This window comes from Erwinia sp. 2186 (assembly GCF_057812255.1).
The window spans coordinates 2,463,301-2,481,497 of record NZ_CM173824.1; the positions used below are offsets into that span (position 1 = coordinate 2,463,301).

At 55.8% G+C, this 18,197-nt stretch carries 16 protein-coding genes; 7 read left to right on the forward strand and 9 right to left on the reverse strand.

Going from position 1 to position 18,197, the window contains the following annotated elements:
* Positions 1–34: 34 nt before the first annotated feature.
* Both ACXKZG_RS11425 and ACXKZG_RS11430 read right to left on the reverse strand, forming a co-directional pair.
* Entirely contained in the window at positions 35–1,006 is a 972-nt protein-coding gene (locus ACXKZG_RS11425) for a hypothetical protein (RefSeq protein WP_488874854.1), read from the reverse strand.
* Positions 1,007–1,171: 165 nt separating this feature from the next.
* On the reverse strand, positions 1,172–1,873 hold the full coding sequence (locus ACXKZG_RS11430; RefSeq protein WP_488874855.1) for a GNAT family N-acetyltransferase: 702 nt from the start codon (positions 1,871–1,873) through the stop codon (positions 1,172–1,174).
* A gap of 139 nt (positions 1,874–2,012) precedes the next feature.
* Between ACXKZG_RS11430 and ACXKZG_RS11435 the strand changes: the two genes are divergently transcribed.
* Positions 2,013–2,903: an SDR family oxidoreductase gene (locus ACXKZG_RS11435; protein ID WP_488874856.1), complete on the forward strand. Its 891-nt coding sequence runs from the start codon at positions 2,013–2,015 to the stop codon at positions 2,901–2,903.
* A 72-nt stretch (positions 2,904–2,975) separates the two neighbouring features.
* Here ACXKZG_RS11435 and ACXKZG_RS11440 read toward each other — a convergent pair whose 3' ends face one another.
* The 3 genes from ACXKZG_RS11440 to ACXKZG_RS11450 all read right to left on the reverse strand — a co-directional run bounded on the left by ACXKZG_RS11440 (position 2,976) and on the right by ACXKZG_RS11450 (position 7,291).
* Positions 2,976–4,448: a pyridoxal phosphate-dependent decarboxylase family protein gene (locus tag ACXKZG_RS11440; protein ID WP_134824171.1), complete on the reverse strand. Its 1,473-nt coding sequence runs from the start codon at positions 4,446–4,448 to the stop codon at positions 2,976–2,978.
* 14 nt (positions 4,449–4,462) lie between these two features.
* A complete protein-coding gene (locus tag ACXKZG_RS11445) occupies positions 4,463–5,848 on the reverse strand; it encodes a diaminobutyrate--2-oxoglutarate transaminase (protein WP_013202226.1) in 1,386 nt (461 codons plus the stop codon).
* A gap of 321 nt (positions 5,849–6,169) precedes the next feature.
* Entirely contained in the window at positions 6,170–7,291 is a 1,122-nt protein-coding gene (locus tag ACXKZG_RS11450) for a Fic family protein (RefSeq protein WP_488874857.1), read from the reverse strand.
* Positions 7,292–7,776: 485 nt separating this feature from the next.
* Here ACXKZG_RS11450 and ACXKZG_RS11455 point away from each other — a divergent pair, with 485 nt between their 5' ends.
* Positions 7,777–8,661, forward strand: coding sequence for a beta-1,6-N-acetylglucosaminyltransferase (locus ACXKZG_RS11455; RefSeq protein WP_105758945.1), 885 nt, complete (start codon positions 7,777–7,779; stop codon positions 8,659–8,661).
* 75 nt (positions 8,662–8,736) lie between these two features.
* Here ACXKZG_RS11455 and ACXKZG_RS11460 read toward each other — a convergent pair whose 3' ends face one another.
* Positions 8,737–9,336, reverse strand: coding sequence for a pentapeptide repeat-containing protein (locus ACXKZG_RS11460; RefSeq protein WP_206401117.1), 600 nt, complete (start codon positions 9,334–9,336; stop codon positions 8,737–8,739).
* 58 nt (positions 9,337–9,394) lie between these two features.
* Between ACXKZG_RS11460 and ACXKZG_RS11465 the strand changes: the two genes are divergently transcribed.
* The gene (locus ACXKZG_RS11465; RefSeq protein WP_013202222.1) at positions 9,395–9,814 is read left to right on the forward strand and encodes a GNAT family N-acetyltransferase; all 420 of its coding nucleotides are present in this window, start codon (positions 9,395–9,397) and stop codon (positions 9,812–9,814) included.
* Here ACXKZG_RS11465 and ACXKZG_RS11470 read toward each other — a convergent pair.
* The 3 genes from ACXKZG_RS11470 to ACXKZG_RS11480 all read right to left on the reverse strand — a co-directional run bounded on the left by ACXKZG_RS11470 (position 9,811) and on the right by ACXKZG_RS11480 (position 12,692).
* Positions 9,811–11,112: a glycoside hydrolase family 10-like protein gene (locus tag ACXKZG_RS11470; protein ID WP_134824168.1), complete on the reverse strand. Its 1,302-nt coding sequence runs from the start codon at positions 11,110–11,112 to the stop codon at positions 9,811–9,813. The genes ACXKZG_RS11465 and ACXKZG_RS11470 overlap by 4 nt on opposite strands.
* Before the next feature lie 117 nt (positions 11,113–11,229).
* The gene (locus ACXKZG_RS11475; protein WP_488874858.1) at positions 11,230–11,634 is read right to left on the reverse strand and encodes a GFA family protein; all 405 of its coding nucleotides are present in this window, start codon (positions 11,632–11,634) and stop codon (positions 11,230–11,232) included.
* A 23-nt stretch (positions 11,635–11,657) separates the two neighbouring features.
* Positions 11,658–12,692, reverse strand: coding sequence for a substrate-binding domain-containing protein (locus ACXKZG_RS11480; RefSeq protein WP_206401119.1), 1,035 nt, complete (start codon positions 12,690–12,692; stop codon positions 11,658–11,660).
* Between the two features lie 218 nt (positions 12,693–12,910).
* On the opposite strand from ACXKZG_RS11480, the gene ACXKZG_RS11485 reads away from it, so the two are divergent.
* The 4 genes from ACXKZG_RS11485 to ACXKZG_RS11500 all read left to right on the forward strand — a co-directional run bounded on the left by ACXKZG_RS11485 (position 12,911) and on the right by ACXKZG_RS11500 (position 18,152).
* Positions 12,911–13,939: an ABC transporter substrate-binding protein gene (locus tag ACXKZG_RS11485; protein ID WP_105758950.1), complete on the forward strand. Its 1,029-nt coding sequence runs from the start codon at positions 12,911–12,913 to the stop codon at positions 13,937–13,939.
* 95 nt (positions 13,940–14,034) lie between these two features.
* Entirely contained in the window at positions 14,035–16,269 is a 2,235-nt protein-coding gene (locus ACXKZG_RS11490; protein WP_488874859.1) for an ABC transporter permease, read from the forward strand.
* Complete coding sequence (locus tag ACXKZG_RS11495) at positions 16,266–17,327, forward strand: ABC transporter ATP-binding protein (protein WP_488874860.1); 1,062 nt, start codon at positions 16,266–16,268, stop codon at positions 17,325–17,327. Before ACXKZG_RS11490 ends, ACXKZG_RS11495 begins: the two co-directional genes overlap by 4 nt.
* Before the next feature lie 21 nt (positions 17,328–17,348).
* Positions 17,349–18,152, forward strand: coding sequence for an inositol monophosphatase family protein (locus tag ACXKZG_RS11500; RefSeq protein ID WP_471720180.1), 804 nt, complete (start codon positions 17,349–17,351; stop codon positions 18,150–18,152).
* Positions 18,153–18,197: the final 45 nt, after the last annotated feature.

An 18,197-nucleotide genomic window follows, 5' to 3' on the forward strand; every position in this document is an offset into this window, starting at 1 on the left:
TTGCCGGATCAACAATACCGACACCGTGACCGAATTATCCGTTAGTAGAGGACTCAGTGGTCTCGACTGGCGTGGTGGTTGAGCGGCCAGAGCTTTGCGCGTTTTCCGTATTGCTGGTCGCTGAATGCGTTGTCTCGCTATCAGTACTCTTCGACGTTTCGGTGGTGGTCGTTGCCGGTTTGGCTGACGATTCCGTTGCGCTTTGCGTGGTGGTGGTGGTTGTCGTGGTCGCAGGCTGACTGGTTGTTGCCGCATTCTGCGTGGTGGTGGTCGACGTGGTTGCGGGCGCCGTGGCTGTCGTATTCTGCGTGGTGTCAGTTGAGGTCGCAGCCGGTGTTGCCGCCGAACTCTGACTGGTCGTTGCAGGTGTAGTGGTACTTTCAGTGGTTGTTGCAGGCGCTGACGTGCTCTGAACGGTAGCAGCAGGTGTGGTCGTCGCCGCGGTGGTGCTTTGCGTCGCTTGAGTCCCGGTCGTTACGGGCACCGCAGCCGGTGGCGTGGCGGCAACCGTTGGGATGGTGGCTGAGGTTGCCGTTGCCGCAGTCTGGTCGGTCTGCGCTGGCGCAGCCTGTTCTGCCGGCGCTGCAGCCGGTGCCGCAACCGGTTTAGGCGGAAGCTTGGTGACACCTTCTTTCGCAAACACCGGCTTGTCGCGGGTGACCGAATAGGCCAGCTGCGTCACCTCTCCCGGTTTGGTTGTCACATCGACAGACTGAATCGTCACGCGCCCCAGGCCAAGCAGCGTCTGAGCATAACCCCCGACTTTGTGCTTACCGGCCGGAATATGCAGCTCGGTGTTTTTCCCGGCAACCAGTGGGCCAGCGTCATTACCATCAACCGTCAGGAAAATGGCGGAACCATCGTCCGCACGGGTCACAACGTGAGACACATTGATTTGGGTCGGGCCATTGAAGAAATCTTCTGGCGCGCCGGGCTTCTGTTGTTTGGCGCAACCGGTGAGCGTTATGGCGGCCGTTACTGCGGCCAGGGTGAAACGATAAGACATTATACCTCGCTATCCAGCGTTGCTTTAAGACGGCCATTTTAACGCTACTGGCCGGAGTAATACAGCAGCGTAGCGTTAGGGTTCGTCTCAAAAATTAACAGCAAGTATGTCAAGCGGGCGATCTTTGTTCGCAATCCACGCGTCCTGAAAATTCAGCGCGGGCATTTATCCGTTTTGGAAAAAAGCCGATAACGGCAGTCTCTGCTGGCCATCAGCAGTAAAGTTTGCGGCTGAGAGCCAGCCAGACAGTGCGGCCTCGATCGCCGGCCATTCGCCATCGATAATCGATAACCAGTCGGTGTCACGGTTGCGTTGCTTGCGGGTCATCGCCTGACGGAAACAGCCCTCGAAGGTAAAGCCGATCCGCTCAGCCGCGCGGCGTGAGGCGAGATTAGTTGAATCACAGCGCCAGGCCACGCGGCGATAGCCGAGGGAAAAGGCCTGGGTCAGCAGCAGAAACAGGGCGTCGGTGCCGAATACCGTGCGCTTCATCAGCGGCGACCAGGTGACGTGGCCGATTTCGCAGGCGCCGTTGACCGCATCAATATTGGCGAAGCACACTGCGCCAACGGCATGCCGGGTGCTGTTATCGACCACGGCATAGCTCACCAGCCCCTGATCCAGGCATTTATGCGTTACCCACGCGATCATCTCCGACAGTGAGGCCGGTTTTTGCGCCCCCAGCCAGGTCCAGTCGCGATCGTCTTCCGCCAGCGAAAAGGCCTGAAACAGGGCGTCGCTGTGCTGCGGGTCAAGCAGTTCGAGCGTGCAATACCGTCCGGTTAGCGAACCGCGCGGAAAAGGGCGCGCGGGCTGCCAGTCGGGTAACGCCACGCCCACCTGTTGACCGTAATGATTGATATTCACCTGCCTCTCTCCTGTTATCGTCAGCGCTTTGCGGCGTTCTGAATCGAGCCTGTTAGTTTCTATACTACGATAAAGTCACTACTTTTCTGCGTTGAGCTTAAGCGCAACACTGGTGCTCACACAACCAGGAGGCTATCTGATGCTTGTATTTCTCACTGGCGCGACAGGATTTATCGGCTCGCGCATTGTTACCGAATTGCTGGCTGCCGGACATCAGGTCCTTGGCGTCACCCGCTCTGACGCCGGGGCGGAAGCGTTAACCGCGGCGGGCGTGGAAGCGTATCGCGGCACGCTGGAAGATCCGGACAGCCTGCGCGCCGGGGCGGTCCGTGCGGATGCGGTGATCCATACCGCGTTCGATCATAACTTCGATAACTTTGTCGCCAACTGCGAAAAGGATCGTCGGGTGATCGAGGCGTTGGGGGATGCGCTGAAAGGCTCTGACCGCCCGCTGATCATTACCTCGGGCACCGGTATCGGCGATGCCGGCGACGGTCAGCCGGCGTCTGAATCGGTATTTAATCCTCAGCACGCCAACCCGCGCATTATGTCCGAATTAACCGGCAATACGCTGCTGGACGCGGGCGTGAATGTGCAGGTGGTCAGGCTGCCACAGGTGCACGATACGGTGAAGCAGGGACTGATCACGCCGTATATCGCCATCAGCCGGGAGAAGGGCGTGGCGGCATATGTCGGCGAGGGCACTAACAGCTGGCCGGCGGCGCACGTGCTGGACGTGGCTAAGCTCTATCTGCTGGTGCTGGAAAAGGGCGAGAAAGGCCAGCGCTATCATGCGGTGGCTGAAGAGGGCGTGTCTGCCAAAGAGATCACCGACGTCGTCGCCGCCGGTCTGGGTGTTCCGGTGGTGTCGTTGCCGCCGGAAGAGGCAGCGGCGCACTTTGGCTGGTTTGCGATGTTCGCCAGCATGGATCTGCGTGCCTCAGGCAAATGGACGCAGCAACAGCTGGGTTGGCAGCCCAGAGAACGGGGATTGATAGCCGACTTGCAGGCGATGGATTACCGCCAGTAAAATTGCCATCCATGACGCAATAAAAAAGCCGGTAACATCACTGTTACCGGCTTTTCTGTTAATGCTGCGAAATTACGCGGCGATTAACGTCTGTGCCGTGCTCTCAACCAGCGCCAGCAGGATTTTGATGTCCTCAAGCGTTACGGTCGGGTTCAGCAAGGTCATTTTCAGACAGGTGACGCCATTCGACTCGGTCACACCGACGTTGGCCCGGCCTGAATCCAGCAGCGCATCACCAATCTTCTGGTTCAGCAGCGCAATGGCCGCATCCGTGGCGAACGCAGACTGCTGCGGACGATAACGGAACAGCACGCTTGCCAGCTGTGGCTTCATCACCAGCTCCAGCGCAGGCTGCTCAGCCACGTAACTTGCTACCTGTTGCGCCAGCGTCACGCCGTGATCGATGATCTCCGCGTACTGCTTCTGTCCTAATGCTTCCAGACCCATCCACAGTTTCAGCGCATCGAAACGGCGGGTGGTTTGCAGCGATTTGGACACCAGATTTGGCACGCCCTGAGCTTCATCGAACTCGGAGTTCAGGTAAGCCGCCTGATAGCGCATCAGCTCATAGTGGCGCGCTTCTTTCAGCAGGAAGGCGCCACAGCTGATGGTCTGGAAAAACTGCTTGTGGAAGTCCAGGGTAATGGAATCCACCAGCTCAATGCCGTCCAGATAATCGCGATACTTCTCAGACAGCAGCAGCGCACCGCCCCAGGCCGCATCAACGTGCACCCAGATCTGCTCTTCAGCGGCAAGCTTCGCAATCGCGCGCAGCGGATCGATAGCACCGGCATCGGTGGTGCCAGCGGTGGCGACAATCGCCAGCACCTGCTCACCGTTGGCTTTCGCCGCCGCCAGCTTCTCCGTTAAATCGGCCAAATCCATACGGGCGAATTCGTCGGTTTTAACCAGGGTAACGGACTGATAACCCAGACCCAGCAACGCCATGTTCTTCTGCACCGAGAAGTGCGCATGCTCAGAACAGAACACTTTAATCTTCTTCAGGTTGCCCACCAGGCCATCCTGCTGAATTGAGTGTCCCTGACGGGCAAAGAAGGCATCACGCGCCAGCATCAGGCCCATCAGATTGCTCTGGGTGCCGCCGCTGGTGAATACGCCCGCATCGCCAGCCTGATAGCCAACCTGAGTACGCAGCCATTCAATCAGCTTCATCTCAATGATGGTGGCTGACGGGCTTTGATCCCAGGAGTCCATGCTCTGATTGGTGGCGTTGATCAAGACTTCCGCCGCCTGGCTAACCACCAGGCTCGGGCAGTGCAGGTGCGCCACACACTGTGGGTGATGCACCGACAGGCTGTCTTTTAAGAAGAACTCAATCGCACGCTCAATAGCGGCCTGGTTACCCAGGCCCTGAGGATTAAAATCCAGCGTAATGCGTTCGCGAAGCTCAGCAACAGTTTTCCCCTGATACATCTCAGGTTGTTGCAGCCATTGCACCACGGCCTGGCTGCTCTGCTCGATCGCCTGCTTATATGCTTCTGTGCTCTGCGCAGAAGCCGCCAGAATAGGGTTTAATCCGGACATCAACTTCACTCCACTCAGACGGGTTTTACGCCAGCAGCTAACAGGGCGTTTTCAAATTTATCCAGGAACACGGTCAGCTCTTCCTGAGAAATCAACAGGGAAGGCAGCAGACGCAGCACGCAACCGTTACGGCCGCCGCGCTCAAGGATCAGACCCGCCTGGAAGCATTTCTTCTGCAACAGTGCAGAAAGTTCCGGATCGGCAGGGTAGCAACCCATATGATCCTGCGCTTCGCCTGGCTTCACGATCTCAATACCGATCATCAGGCCCAGACCGCGAATGTTACCGATCACCGGGAAACGTTTCTGCATCTCAGCCAGCTGGCCTTTCAGCCATTCGCCCTGTGCGGCCACTTTCCCGGCAATGTTGTTTTCGGTCAGGTGCTTCAGCGTGGTCAGGCCGGTCGCCATCGCCAGCTGGTTGCCACGGAAGGTGCCGGTGTGGTGACCCGGTTCCCAGGCATCAAATTCTTTCTTAATACCGAGCACCGCCAGTGGCAGACCGCCACCTACAGCTTTAGACATCACGATGATGTCTGGCTCAATGCCCGCGTGTTCGAAGGCGAACAGCTTGCCGGTACGGCAGAAGCCAGCCTGAACTTCATCGATGATCAGCAGGATGCCGTGCTCTTTGGTGACTTTACGGATGCGCTGCAGCCACTCAGCCGGCGCCGGGTTAACGCCGCCTTCGCCCTGAACGGCTTCGAGGATCACCGCCGCAGGTTTGCGCACGCCGCTTTCCACGTCGTTGATCAGGTTTTCGAAGTAGTAGGTCAACGCCTTCACGCCAGCTTCACCGCCAATGCCCAGCGGGCAGCGGTAGAGGTGCGGATACGGCATAAACTGCACTTCAGGCATCATGCCGTTGACGGCTTCTTTCGGCGACAGGTTACCTGTTACCGCCAGCGCGCCATGGGTCATGCCGTGATAGCCGCCGGAGAAGCTGATCACGCCAGTACGACCGGTATGTTTTTTTGCCAGTTTCAACGCCGCTTCGACGGCATCCGCGCCAGAAGGGCCGGTGAACTGCAGGCAGTACTCTTTACCCTGACCAGGGAGTAAAGAGAGAAGATAAGCAGAGAACTCATCTTTTAATGGCGTGGTCAGGTCCAGTGTATGTAACGGCAAGCCGCTGGTAATGACACTTTGTATGCTTTGCAGGACGTCAGGGTGGTTGTGGCCAAGAGCCAGGGTTCCCGCGCCAGCCAGGCAGTCAAGATAGTGATTATTCTCAACGTCGGTAATCCAGACGCCCTGTGCTTTTGCTATAGCAAACGGCAACTTGCGTGGATAACTCCTGACATTTGATTCAAATTCAGCTTGTCTCGCCAAATAGGTTTCATTGTTTGCATGTGAAGACTTTGCACCTAAAGTATCAATACGGACTTTATCCGTCATCATATCTCTCCTACAACCGGGGGCATCGTTGGCACCCTGATTGAAACTGGTTAAAAAAGTAGCGACTCTGTATAAAAGCGCGCCCAATATAGGGCTTTTCCCCCCCGAGCTCAATGATTAATTTTGTTAAGATTTGTTTACTATTTTTCTTTATGAATCATACCGTTGCAGTGTCCTTTTACTGTGTGTGGTTATCATACAAATGTGACGTTTTTGTTAAACAGCACAAAAGGGAGTTTGAGACCGGCTGAGAAGAGGGTTGTTTAAGCATAAAGCGGCCAAAAGATACGCAAACGCTTACCTCGCGTAACATGTGTTTAACGTTCATTTATTCACTAACACCTGATAACGGGTGCTGCGTCCGCCGCCCGGCAGTTTTTCAATGCAGCCTTTGTCCAGCAGGTCCGCTAAATGGCGGGTTGCGGTGGCCTTACTGACTTTGGCCACCTTTTGGTACTGACTGGCGCTGATGCCCGCTTCAAAGCCCTGATCGCCGCCATCCAGCAGGCGGTTCAGCACTTTAATTTGTTCCTTGCTTAGCGCGTCATGGTGATGGCGCTGCCAGAAGCGGGCTTTGATCTGCGTGCGCTCAACGCTGTTAATGGCTTCGCGGATACTTTCCTGCAACGTGTCCAGAAACCAGCTGAGCCAGTCGGTGATATCCAGGCCGCCTTTCTGCGTCTGTTCCAGTATCTGGTAATAACTTGCGCGCCTTGCCAGGATTGCCGGTGACATGGCATACAGCCGGATGGTCTGGCTGTCCGCCTGCGATAACGCCAGGTCGGTTAATGCGCGGGTGATACGTCCGTTGCCATCATCAAAGGGATGCAGGGTGATAAACCACAGATGGCTGATGGCCGCACGCAGCAGAGGATCCAGCAGCGCATCTTTCTCACTGGCAATAAACCAGTCAATAAACTCGGCCAGTTGCGCTTCCAGCCCCTCGCGAGGCGGGGCGATAAAGTGGATCACCGGTTTATCGATACGTCCGGACACCACCTGCATCGGCTCATTGCCGCGTAATTTGCCCACCCCAAGCGAATGGATGGAAAGCCCCTCCTGCGGGAAGATCCACTGATGCCACTGACACAGGCGCTCGACGCTCAGCAGATGCTGCCGGTTATCGATGGCATCCAGCATCATCGCCGCCAGGCCTTCAGAACGATCGGAAACCGGCCAGGGATGCTCTTCCGTCACGCCCAGCCGGCGTGCCAGCGACGACCGCACCGACTGCACATTGATCGGCTCTTCTTCAATGGCGGAAGAGGAGAGGATATTGGCCAGCAGAGTATCAAGGGTTTGCACTTCATCATCGGGCAGCATTCCCGCGCGCCCGAGCAACAGCCCACGTTGCTGCTGAATATCGCGCAGACGTGGCAATAATGCCGCCTCATCCCAGCGAAAGTGGGGCCAGTCCGGCTGTTGCCAAATCCAATCTGAAGTCATATTTTTGCCCGCCTTAATCAAGTGGTGAGCCGATTAATCTGACTATTCGGCTCACTGGATGAGCCGAATATAGCAAACAATCGGCTCACGGGCGAATGTGACCACACTTCCAAACACCCAAGAGAGAGCGACGCCAACGGTGCAAAAGCCGGCAAAGACAAGGCTGGCATTCGCTGGCCGGTTTGGTCTGACTGAGAAGAATAAATATTGTTAAGAGGGGTTGAAATGGAAGGGAGATAATTTTTAATTGCCCGTTAAAATTTAAGCCTCTCATTGTTTACGTATTCAACTGGTTAGACCTTTTTTGTTGCTGAGTTTTTGTCATTAATCGGCAAGTTTGAAAAGTATAAAAATGAAACGGCAGTAAGCGTGTTATACTCGATCTATTACCACTTTCTCTCATTTGGTTTTAACGAAGATCCCTTCGTTTGTTACCTCATTATTTCCATGAGGATTATTTTATAATAATCAAGAAAGGAAATTCAATGATCGCTTATTTTATTCTTGCACACCGTTACCCTCACCAGTTTAAACGTCTGTTTAAATCTATCTATCATGCGGATAATCATTACCTGATCCATATCGATAAAGGTGCAGAGGCTGAAACGGTTGATGACATCACCCTGTTTTTAAAAGACTATGACAATGCGTCGATATTAGAAAGCAAAGATGCGATCTGGGGCGGCTATAGTCTGGTGGATGCAGCATTACGCGGCATTAAAAAACTGGTCAATATGGACGTTAAATGGGAATATTTTATCAACCTCAGCGGGCAGGACTTTCCGTTAAAAAGTCAGGCAGAGATACTGAGCTTCCTGAATCTGCATAAAGGCGTTGAATTTATTAAGGTTGCCGATCAGGCCAAAATCCGTCCGGAAACCCTGCACCGCATTAAAGACTATGTACAGGAAGTGGGGGATAAATTAGAAATCGATCCGCTTGCCAACCGGATGTTTTTAAAAGGTGTGACGCCCTATATTGGCAATCAATGGATGATCCTCAGCCGGGCGTTCTGTGAGTTCATTACCTACAGTCCTGAACTGAAAAAGTTTGAAGACTTCTACCGAAATACGCTGATCGCAGATGAAGGTTTTTTCCAGACGGTATTGATGAATACCACCTTTAAATCAGTGATCGTCTCCGACGATAAACGTGAAATTGACTGGGTCGCCAGTGATGATATTAAGCTGCGTCCACGTGATTTTGTCCGAAAAGATTCAGTGGTTTTGCTTAACAGTAAAAATTTATTCGCCAGAAAGTTCGATGAACAGGTCGATAGCGCCATTCTGGGTATCCTCGAAGACAGCCTGACCAGCCTGCCGGTAAAAGAAAGAAGTGCCGCAACGGCTAAATTCCATCTGGTTAATTAGTTAATCGTGTAACCTAAATCGGCTTTACGTCATCTGGTGTTTCTTTATTCATCAACCAGATGACGAATATTCTGTTTAATCGACTAATTCAATCCCCAATCCTTCCAGCAAATTCACCGCTTCAAGCCGCGAAAATTTCGCCCTCGCGACGGTATTGTGCATCACGTCAATAGTGAAGTTCCAGGAGTCGGTAAAATCCGCCGCCCGCAGATTGGTGTTGTTAAATAAACTGCCTGCCAGGTCGCAGCCGGTGATCGTTGCGTTGGCCAAATCACACTCGCGGAAGTCCACTTCATGCAGCTTGCACTCGTCCAGCCTCAAACCATTTAACTTCAATCCCTGAAACGACGCGTTGGTTAACAGGCATTGGGTAAACTGCAGCTCAGGATCGAGATTGAAGGTTGGCCACTGCGCGCGCGTCCAGTCGATGCCGCTCAGCTTGCACTCATTGAACGCCACCTCATAAAACGTCGACCAGCTGATGCCCGTCACGCTGAGGTTACAGTGGTTGAAGGTGCATTGGGTGAACTTACAGCGGGTCAGTTGCGCCGAGGTAAAGTTGCAGTTATTGAACACGCACTCTTCAAATCGCGCGCTTTCCAGACTGGCTGAAATAAGATCCAGCTTATCGAAGGTTTGCTGAAAATAGTCTTGATTGCTGACCGGATGTTCCATGATGATGCTCCTTGAGTCTTGATACTATCGATCGCCATCATCAGCAGGAGAGTCTGGCATGTCAGAGGCAGAGATCGGCTACAAAATTAATGAACCTATCACCGAAACGCAGTTTATCAACTTACTGAAAGAGACCTCGCTTGGCGAGAGAAGGCCAATTGCCGATCGGGATCGCATCGCCGATATGCTGAAACACAGCAACCTGCTGGTGACCGCCTGGATTGGCGACCGGCTGGTGGGCGTGGCGCGATCGCTGACCGATTTCAGCTTTTGTTGCTATCTGTCCGACCTCGCGGTGTCCGAGACGGTGCAAAAGTCCGGGCTGGGTAAAAAGCTGATATCAGTCACCGCCGCGCAGCTTCATCCAAAATGCCGCGTTATCCTGCTGGCCGCGCCGCTGGCGGTGGAATACTACCCAAAAATCGGTTTTGAACAGCATCCCAGCGCCTGGAATTTATTGGCCGAACAGGTTGATTAGCGTCCCCAGCGTGAGCGCAGATAATCGACCGCTTTCTGCGTCTGCGGTTGATTAAGGTAGTTCTCCCTGAAGAGGATCGTGCCGTCAATCTGCGGCACGGCATCGTTCAGATCGAGCTGCTTTTTCAACTCGGGCACGCCGCCTTCAATCATCCAGTCCGGCTCCATCTTCGACGGTTCGCCAATTTTATACAGCGCCACGCCGATATAGAGTTTGGTCGGGGTGTTTTTCACCACGTTCGCCCACCAGTTTGCCAGCACATCATAGCGCGCCGCATCGCGCGCGAAAGGCCAGTACAGCTGCGGCGCAATATAATCCAGCAGGCCCTGTTGCACCCAGCGGCGGGTATCGGCATAGGATTCGTCATAGGCGGCGGCTCCACGAGTCGCTGAACCGGCCGGATCGTGCGAAATATTCCGCCAGACGCCGGCCGGGCTGACGCCAAACTGCACATCCGGTTTCAGCTGCTTGATGGTGCGCGACACCTGCTCGATCAGCAGCTGGGTGTTATGTCGGCGCCAGTCCGCTTTTGAGGCAAACCCCTGACCATAGCGGCTGTAGGTTTGATTGTCGTTCAGGGCAGAGCCGGGCGATTCGGTGTAGAAGTAATCATCAAACTGCACGCCGTCTATCGGGTAACGGGCAACCACTTCGGAGACGATGCTGGTGATCCAGTCCCGCGCTTCCGGAATGCCCGGATCGAGGACAAAGCGATCGCCTGAGGTACGGATCCAGTCGGGATGCAGCACAAACACGCTGGCGGGATGTAGCGACACGGTGCGGTTTAACTCGGCAACCGTCGACGCTTTAGTGTTGACCGACACGCGATAGGGGTTAAACCAGGCATGCACCTTAATGCCGCGCTTGTGCGCTTCATCGAGCATAAACTGCAGCGGATCGTAACCCGGATCTTCGCCAATTTTGCCGGTCAGCATATCTGACCACGGCAGGATTTTGGAGGGCCACAGCGCGGTGGCATCCGGTTTAACCTGGAAGAAGACGGTATTGATGCCGAGGCTTTTCAGCTTATCCAGCTTGTCCTTCAGCGCCTGTTGCTGCTGGCTGATACGCAGCGCCGCACTGCTAACGTTCACCGACGAGACCGGTGGCCAGTCCAGCCGCGAAACGGTGGTCAGCCAGACGCCGCGCATCGGCTGCGCGGTAAGTGACGGTGTCACAGGAACCGGTTGCTTAGTCACTGCTGGAAAGGGCGTTACCAGCGATTTGGGTGGCTGTGAGGCGCAGCTGGCCAGCAGCAACGCGGTGCCAACCAGCGCCAGCGCGCTGAATTTTTTCAGATTGGTGGCCGGGAAAAAGCGGCGAGAAAAGGCGATGATAGCCTCCGTGCTGACGTAAAAAGTTGCCGTATCTTACCCTAATCAGGCGTCTCAGAGACACCTGATTACCGACGGTGATTACTTCGGTGTGTAAGAGATATAACCGGCGATGCCGCCCGCGCCGCCGTCTTTGGGGTGATTAAGGCCATCGGAGACCGGGACCGGGGAAAAGTCGAAAGGCGTAACGCCCTCAATGCAGGCGACGTTAATGCCGTAAAATTCCGGATTCGAACGCCGTTGGTGGAAGGTATAGACACCGCAGGTTTTGCAGAAGAAATGCGCGGCTTCGCCTGAATTAAAGCGGTACTCGGTCAGCATATCCTGCCCTTTGATCACCTCAACCCGTTTACCCATCGCCATCACCGCGCCACGCTTCGCGCACAGGGAACAGTTGCAGCAAAGCACGCCGTTAAAGCCATCAATAAGCTCGACGTTAAACACGACGGAACCACAATGGCACTGTGCTGACTTAATGTCTGACATGACGACCTCTGAATAGTGTTGGTTTATCCCCCACGGACCGAGCCACGCCACACCACGCTGGCTTCATACAGGCATTTGTCGCTGGGCCGATCGACGCGAGGATCCAGTTCATGGCTGCTTTTTTCCTGAGCAACCAGCCACTGTACCGCCTCGCGGGAAAAGGTTTCCATCGGCGGGGCGAAGGTGGTGAGGTTGTAGGATGACCAGCCGCTTTGCGCAATATTGTCGTAGCCCACGATACACAAATCTTCCGGGATGCGTAAGCTGAAACGAGTTCGCGCTTCGTCCATAAAACCACAGGCCACCAGATCGGTAACGCAAAATACCGCATCGGGCCGCTTCTGCCGGGTCAGCAGGCGATGCGCCAGTATCTGTCCGCTTTCATACGAGGTGGTGCCGAAGCGCTCAACGTCCACCGTCAGGCCGGCGCGTTCGGCCGCGCCCAGAAAATCTGTTTCTCGTTTCATCAGGCTGGGGGTACCGGCCAGCGAATTGGCAAAGGCCAGATGGCGACAGCCTGCGCGCACAAAGGCGCTGATGGCGGTATCGGCCGCCTTGCGGGAATCCAGGTTGATGCTCAGCGAACCGGGCAGGGATTCGTCACGGTTAATCAGAATCAGGTGCTGCCCGTGCTGGTAACAAAGCTGGGTGATGCCGCTGTCCGGCATGCCTGAAAGAATAATCGAGGCATCGGCGCGGAAGTTGATCGCCTGCTGCAGGGCCGCCGAGACGCTGTTATCGGAAAGATCGGTGTTAATGATCATCGCCACCTTGCCGGCTTCCTGCAAAAAATGCGTCAGCCAACTGACCAGGCTGGCACGGTAGGGCGTGGCGACATCGGAGACGATCAGGCACACGATGCCGCTGCGGTTACTGACCAGGCTACGCGCCAGATGATTAACGTGATAACCCAGCTCTTCTGCCGCTTTCATCACCCGGTTGCGGGTACTTTCCGACACGCTGGCCCCCGGCGTAAAGGTGCGCGACACCGCCGATCGGGACACGCCGGCACGCTGCGCGACGTCATACGCATTAATCCCCGTTTTACCCTGGCTCACATTTTCTCTCCTGCTGGTAACCACACCAGAATGACTATTCCACCTTTTGCACAAGTGTGCAAAATAATGCGCCGTGATTATGTTGCAATTTTGTGACACTGCCAGTCAATTCGGCACCAAGGTGATTGACGGGCGAAATTATGTACTCTATTACTTTGCACACATGTGCAAGATGCTTGTTTTATCAGCAACACAAATAACAATCAAGGAGAATACCCATGCGTCACACCTTGTTGATCACTGCCCTTACACTTTGCGGATCCAGCCTGCCGCTGATGGCCAGCGCCGCCGGGAACCTCAATATGATTTGTTCAGCGGATGTGGTGGTCTGCGAACATATGACCGACATCTTCAGCAAATCGCATCCGGACATTAAAGTCAGCATGGTCCGGCTCTCCGCCGGAGAAGCCTATGCCCGTTTACGCAGCGAAGCGCGTAACCCGCGCACCGACATCTGGTGGGCTGGCACCGGCGATCCGCATATGCAGGCCGCATCAGAAGGGCTGACCCAGGTGTACAAATCGCCGCTGTTGCCGCAGCAGCAAGACTGGGCACAGAAGCAGGCCGAGATTTCCGGTTATCGTACCGTCGGCATCTACGCCGGTGCGCTGGGCTGGGGCTACAACACCAAATTACTTGCCGAGAAGAAGATCAAAGCGCCAGCCTGTTGGGCGGACCTGCTTGACCCGGCCTTCAAGGGCGAAATCCAAATCGCTAACCCGAATTCCTCCGGCACCGCCTATAACGCCTTAGCCACCCTCGTGCAGATCATGGGTGAAGATAAGGCGTTCGATTACCTGAAAAAGCTCAATGCCAATATCTCGCAGTACACCAAATCCGGCTCTGCGCCGGTGAAAGCGGCGGCACGCGGTGAAACCACCGTCGGCATCGTCTTTATGCATGATTCGGTAGCGATGGAAGTCGATGGCTTCCCGGTGAAAACGGTCGCGCCTTGTGAAGGCACCGGCTACGAGATTGGGTCGATGTCGATTGTGAAGGGCGCACGCAACCTGGCCAGTGCCAAGGTCTGGTATGACTGGGCGTTGAGCGCAGAAGCCCAGTCGCATATGAAAGAAGCCAAATCCTTCCAGCTGCCGTCCAATACCAAAGCTGAAATCTCTGAATACGCGCCGCGCTTCGAAAATATCAAACTGATTGATTACGATTTCAAAACCTATGGCGATACCGCGAAGCGCAAAGCGCTGCTGGGCCGTTGGGATAAAGAAATCGGCGCAAGCGCTCAGTAATCTCGCACTGCCGGGATCGCCCGGTAGCTTTACCGAACAGCGGTGGCTCACGCCTGACGTCCGCTTCAGCCTGCCCGTTCAGGTCGAGGTGTTGTATGAATACAAATAACCGGCGGTTAGTCGGCGCGCTGGGTCTGGGCGCGGTCGCATTAACGCTGCTGCCCTGGTACAGCCTGGAAGCGGGGTTCTTCCAGTTCTCCTGGCTCACCACGCTGTGGGGCGATGAGGCGACCGCGGCAGGCCTGTGGCAGATGCTGTCGCATTTGCATCCGTGGTTGATGGCGATCGTCAGTCTGTTTGGGCTGGCGGCACTCAGTGGCTTAATCAAACACAGCGGCACGCGGAGTGCCTTATTACTGGCGGTCAGCGCGCTGGGCATCGTGTTTATGGTGGTTGAAGGGCACGCAATTGGCTACAGCGGCTGGAACTGGCTGTGGCTGGAAAATGCCTTCGGGCCGCTGGCACAGGGCCAACCCGCGTTTGGCGCCGGCGCAATTCTGATGCTTACCACCTTTCTGCTGCTGTTCTCCTTTGCGCTGGCAGAGCGTGGAGTGTTGAAAGGCGATGCCTTTGTGGTCGCGTCGATTGTGATGCTGGTCGCGCTGGTCAGCACCTTTGTGCTGTATCCGGTGCTGAGCCTGTTTGTCGCGTCGGTGCAGGATGTCGACGGTAGCTTTAAGCCGGACGGGCTAATCAGCAATATTCAGGATCCGGCCATCTGGAGCCTGTCCTGCCTGACCGGCGGAAGTTGCGGCACCGCCTGGCGCACGCTGATGCTGGCGCTGATGACCGCCACCGGATCAACGTTACTGGGACTGGCTTTTGCGCTGGCGGTCTCGCGTACCGGCTTGCCGTGTAAAAAAGCGCTGCGGATGTTGACCATCCTGCCAATCATCACGCCGCCGTTTGTGATCGGGCTGGCCCTGATCCTGCTGTTTGGCCGTTCGGGTGTGGTCACCACGCAGCTCGCCGCGCTGTTTGGCATTGAGCCGGGACGCTGGCTGTATGGCATGACCGGCATCTGGATTGCCCAGGTACTGTCGTTTACGCCGGTGGCCTTTATGGTGTTGATTGGCGTGGTGGAAGGCATCAGCCCGTCACTGGAAGAAGCGTCTCAAACGTTGCGCGGCAACCGCTGGCACACCTTTTCGCGGGTTTCGCTGCCGTTAATGGCGCCGGGACTGGCCAACGCCTTCCTTATCAGCTTTATCGAAAGCATGGCGGATTTCGGCAACCCGATGGTGCTGGGCGGCAGTCACGGCGTGCTTTCTACCGAGATTTTCTTCTCGGTGGTTGGTGCGCAGAACGATCCGAGCCGGGCAGCGGTGCTGGCGATGATCCTGCTCTGCTTTACCTTATGCGCCTTTATTATTCAGCGCGTGTGGCTCTCCGGTAAAAGCTTCGCCACCGTCACCGGCAAAGGGGATGGCGGCCGCCATGCGCAGTTACCGAAACCGATGCGGATTGGCGTGTATGGGTTGGTGATCCCGTGGGGACTGTTCACCCTGGTGATCTACGGCATGATTATGATCGGCGGTTTTGTGCAGTCGTGGGGACTGAACAATAACCTGACGCTGGAACATTATATTCGCGCCTTTAGCATCACGCTGCAGGATGGGCATCTGCTGTGGACCGGCGTCGCCTGGAATTCTTTCTGGACCACGCTGGAAATCGCGCTGATCGCCGCACCTCTGACCGCCATCGTCGGCCTGTTAACCGCCTGGCTGATCGTCCGGCAGAAGTTTGCCGGTCGTCAGGCGTTTGAGTTTGCGCTGATGCTGAGTTTTGCCATTCCCGGCACGGTGATCGGCGTCAGCTATGTGATGGCCTACAACCTGCCGCCGCTGGAAATCACCGGCACCGCGTTGATCCTGATCGTCTGCTTTGTTTTCCGCAATATGCCGGTCGGCGTGCGCGGGGGGATCGCGGCGATGAGTCAGCTCGACCAGAGCCTTGATGAAGCCTCCTTAACCCTTGGGGCCAACAGCTTCCGCACGCTGAGAAAAGTGGTGCTGCCGTTGTTGAAACCGGCGATCAGCGCCGCGCTGGTGTATGCCTTTGTCCGGGCGATCACCTCAATCAGTGCGGTGATTTTCCTGGTCAGCGCGCAGTACAACATGGCGACCTCGTACATTGTTGGGCTGGTTGAAAACGGCGAGTACGGTGTGGCCATCGCCTATTCTTCGGTGCTGATCGTCGTGATGCTGGCGATCATTGCCGTATTCCAGTTGCTGGTCGGCGAACGTCGCCTGGGCCGGGCAAGTAAAACCACCCAGGTGGCGACGATAGCACCGTCTGCCGCTGCCTTAACCCAGGAGAATGCCGTATGAGCGCGTTAAAAGCCGGAACCGTTGTGTTTGAACATGTCTCAAAGCGCTTTGCCGGATTCACCGCCGTTCCCGACCTGTCGCTGACGGTTGAGGCGGGCACGCTGGTGACGCTGCTGGGGCCTTCGGGCTGCGGCAAAACCACCACGCTGCGTTTACTGGCCGGACTGGAACATCCCACGTCCGGCACCATTCGCATCAGCGGCAAAGATGTGACCAATCTGCCGGCCAATGAGCGTGACGTGGCGATGGTGTTTCAGTCCTACGCGCTGTTCCCGCATATGTCGGCTCTGGACAACGTGATGTACGGCTTGCAGGCCGGCGGCATGAACAAGAAGGAGTCGCAGGATCGCGCCAGAGAAGGGCTGAAGATGATCGGTCTGGAGCATCAGGGCAACCGGCTGCCTTCGGAACTCTCCGGCGGACAGCAGCAGCGTATTGCCGTTGCTCGCGCGCTGGTACTGGAACCGCAGGTGCTGCTGCTGGATGAGCCGCTGTCTAACCTCGATGAACGCCTGCGCCGTCGGGTGCGGACGGATATCCGCGATCTGCAACAGCGCCTGGGCTTCACCGCCGTGTATGTCACCCACGATCAGGAAGAGGCGCTGGCCGTTTCCGATAAAATCATCGTGATGCAGGAGGGGAATATTGCCCAGCAGGGTGCGCCGGAAACCCTGTACCGCTCGCCGAACTCGGTGTTTATCGCCGATTTTATGGGTGAAGCGAACATCCTGCCGTGTGAAGTTGAAACATTGGAAGGGGATAATGCCCTGATCCGCCTCGGCAGCCAGCGTTATCGGGTGCAGGGGAACGGCGCGCAACCGGGTAAGGCTCAGCTCTCGGTGCGTCCGCAGTTCATCACCGTCTGCCCGTCTGGCGAAGGCGCGCTCGACGGTGAAATTATACATACCACCTGGCTTGGCGATCATATTGAATATGAAGTGAAAACTGACCTTGGCGCGCTGTTTATCGTTGATACGCAGATGGAACAGCGGCTGCCGCCTAATGCTCGGGTGAAGCTGGATTTTAAACCGCAAGGCCTGGCGCTGATTGCCCCTTAACCCTGGATGTAAGGAACAACTATGACTGAGTTAGATAACGGCGCGCTGATGGAGCGTCTGGCGCTGGCCGAAAAAGCCGCCAGAACCGGCGGCGCGCTGGCCCTGAAGTGGTTCAATCAGCGTGAACGTTTAGTGATTGAAACCAAGAAAGATCTGCAGGATGTGGTCTCGATTGCCGATCGCGAAGTCGAACAGCATATCGACGATTTGATCCGTACGCAGTTCGCCAACGACGGTTTCCTGGGTGAAGAAACCGGATTACAAACCGGCACCTCAGGCTTCACCTGGGTGGTCGATCCCATTGATGGCACCAGCCCGTTTCTTAACGGCATGCAAAACTGGTGCGTCTCCGTCGCCGTGCTGTATGCCGGTGAGCCGGTGATTGGAGTGATTTACGCACCTTGTTTTGATGAGTGCTACATTGCCGCCAGCGGCAAGGGCGCAACCTTAAACGGCGTCACGTTGAAGGTCGATCCGGCCAGAACCTTGCAAAACCATGTGGTCGGTTTTGGTGCCAACAGCTACGTGACGCCAAAAGAAGTCGGCGAGTTGTTGAGCGCCGTGCTGGAAGCGGGCGGCAACTTTATCCGCATCGGATCGGGCGCATTGATGCTGGCGTGGGTCGCTGCCGGTCGCGTGGTCGGATATTTCGAACCCTATATGCATGCCTGGGATTGCCTGGCCGGATACTGCCTGGTGAAAGAAGCGGGCGGCTGGTATTTACCGTTTAACACCGAAGGCGATCGCATAACCAAAGGCGCTAAGGTTCTGGCGGTTGCACCGGGTGCGGAAGAAGAGCTTAAGCGGATCGCCGGCGTTAAGTAGTTGCCGAACCCGGTAAAAAAGCAGAAGAAAAGGGCGCAAATAACT